We start from the raw sequence: 2,325 nt of genomic DNA, 5'->3' as shown, positions 1-2,325 counted from the left end.
AAGGGCGATGTCGTGGGCTTCGATCTGACCGGCATTCTAGACAGCGAGGCCGACAAGGAACGGATGGCGGTCCTGTCCTATCTTTTCCGCCGGGTCGAGCGCGAGATCGAGGACCGCCGCCCCACCATCATCGTGATCGACGAGGCCTGGAAGGCGCTCGACAACGCATATTTCGCCGAACGGTTGTCGAACTGGCTCGTGACTGCGCGCAAGCAGAACACCGTCGCCGTGATGATGACGCAATATGCCAGCCAGCTTGAGCGCACCCGGACCGGCAAGACCATCGTCGAAGCCGTTCCGACGCAGATCCTGCTGCCCAATATCCGCGCGCAGCCTGCGGACTACGCCATGCTGAACCTCACGGAGAAGGAGCTCGACGTCCTTCTCAACACGGGCAGCAACAGCCGCCTCGCACTGATCCGCGACGATCAGGGCTCGATCGTCGTCGATGCCGATCTGAGCGCCCTTGGGCCCAGTCTCACGATCCTTGGCGGCATGGAAAAGGGCGAAGCGCTTGTTGGCGCCGATTACCGCGACCGCCCAGATTTTTGGAGGCTTTCATGATCCGTAATCTTATCGCTTTGGCTGCGCTCGGCGCGCTGGCCTCCTGCACACAGTATCGGGAGCCGCAGGCCAATTGCTTTTCCTTTCTCGCCTCGACGGCAGCGACATCCCAAGATTGCCACTTCGCACCGCTCGGCGCGCCGGAGGGCGACGTTGAAGTCTAGCCTGCCTCATATCCTGGCACTTTGCCTGCTGCCCGGTCTCGCCTTGTCTCAAGGCGTGCCGACCAATGACAGTGGGCTGACCGCGCGTGACATCGTCGAGACTGGCGATCGCAAGGCTGACTTGGCCGTTCAGGCGGACAAGCTCGCCGTGCGCGAACTCATTGCCGAGATCGAACGGGAGCAGCTGGAAACCCTGCAACGCATCCTCGATGCCCAGACCAGCTTCGGCGGTCAGGGCTTGCCGGCTATGGTCTCGGGGCTGGAAAGCGGCAGCGGGGATCCGGCCCGGTCAGTCGAGGCGGTCTATGGCAATGCCGACATCGACCCCAATCCCGGCGGTGCGCAGACGTTCGGGGATGCGTCTGAGAACATCGAGCAGCTCATCATCCGGGTCGCCCAGGAGACCAGCGGCTTTGCGGGTGTTGGCCGCGCAGGGCTCTCCCCCGTCCAATGGCGCGCGCTGCTGCAAGCGCTGATCTGGCAGGAAAGCCGTTTCACCATCGGTGCACGGTCTCCCGTCGGCGCCTATGGCCTCACCCAGATCATGCCGGGCACCGCCAGCGATCTCGGCATCAACCCAGAATACTATGACAGCCCCTATCTGCAGGTGCATGGCGGCGCGCGCTATCTCGCGACCCAGCTCAACACATTCGATGGCAACATCATCAACGCCCTCGCGGCCTATAACGCCGGACCTGGCCGGGTTTTCGAGTATGGCGGCGTTCCGCCCTTTCGCGAGACCCAGCACTACGTCCAGGTGATCCCCGAACGCTATAACCTCTATTTGACCCGTATCGGCGGGATCGAAGCGCTTGGCACGATCGACCCCGCGCTTCTGGCCAATGCCAACCTCTCGCTCACGGGTCATGGGGCGGCCTTTTATGGCAATAACTCACCCGCCGCGATCAGGCAAGCCGCCCTGCGTATTGCGGAAATCGTCGAACGGATTTCCGAAACCGAGGACGTGCAAGAAAGCATCGCGCTCAACACCTATGCCCGCGCCGAACTCGTGCGCCTCGTCGCTGCACGCATCCGGCTTCAGGCGGCACGCACCCGCGTGCTCTCCGCCGAAGAACTGGCCCAGGCCAGCGCCCGCATGGCCGAAGGCGCGTTCATGGATTTTACGATCAGGGAGATTGAATGATGGGACACCTGCTCTTGAGGACAGTTTTGGTCACAACGCTTGGCATTGGCTTGCAGTTCAGCGCCCTACCCCCTGTCGCAGCACAAGGCGTACCCGTTGTCGATACCCAGAACATCGCGCAAAACATCCAGCAGCTCCGGCAGATGATCGAGGACGAGATCCTGCAAAACGAGCAGCTGACGCAGCTCCGCGAACAGCTTGCGACGCTCACGGACCAACTTGGCGAATTGCAACGCACCTATGAGGCGCTCACCCGCCTCGCCGAACTGCCCGAAATCATCCGCACCGAGATGGAAGATGAATTGAACGGTCTTCTCGACCAGGAGTTCGGGGACATCCTTGCCACGATTGAGGCCATCAAGACGGGGGATTTCTCGGGCCTCTCGGGCTCCGGCGCTGGCGAGATCGAAACCCAGATGGATCGGGTGCTGGCCGATCTCGGCTTTGACGAGG

4 protein-coding genes are annotated in these 2,325 nt (G+C 62.2%); all 4 read left to right on the top strand.

Features of this window, described 5'->3' with window-relative positions:
* On the top strand, nucleotides 1–564 hold a 564-nt coding region (locus A3764_RS23310), incomplete at its 5' end, for a TraG/VirB4 family ATPase (protein ID WP_443069413.1).
* The gene (locus A3764_RS25760; RefSeq protein WP_176805116.1) at nucleotides 561–728 is read left to right on the top strand and encodes a hypothetical protein; all 168 of its coding nucleotides are present in this window, start codon (nucleotides 561–563) and stop codon (nucleotides 726–728) included. The genes A3764_RS23310 and A3764_RS25760, both read left to right, overlap by 4 nt.
* Nucleotides 718–1,872: a lytic transglycosylase domain-containing protein gene (locus tag A3764_RS23305; protein ID WP_201722140.1), complete on the top strand. Its 1,155-nt coding sequence runs from the start codon at nucleotides 718–720 to the stop codon at nucleotides 1,870–1,872. Before A3764_RS25760 ends, A3764_RS23305 begins: the two co-directional genes overlap by 11 nt.
* On the top strand, nucleotides 1,872–2,325 hold a 454-nt coding region (locus tag A3764_RS23300), incomplete at its 3' end, for a type IV secretion system protein (RefSeq protein ID WP_236628315.1). The genes A3764_RS23305 and A3764_RS23300, both read left to right, overlap by 1 nt.

Origin of the sequence: Sulfitobacter sp. HI0129, from assembly GCF_001635395.1 — a bacterium.
Classification (GTDB): domain Bacteria; phylum Pseudomonadota; class Alphaproteobacteria; order Rhodobacterales; family Rhodobacteraceae; genus Sulfitobacter.
Note: the sequence above shows the minus strand (reverse complement) of the source record. Positions and strands in the feature narration are given on the sequence as shown.

Excerpts from the sequence above, each read along its gene's own strand:
- A3764_RS25760 (WP_176805116.1), top strand. The coding sequence starts at position 561 with ATGATCCGTAATCTTATCGCTTTGGCTGCGCTCGGCGCGCTGGCCTCC.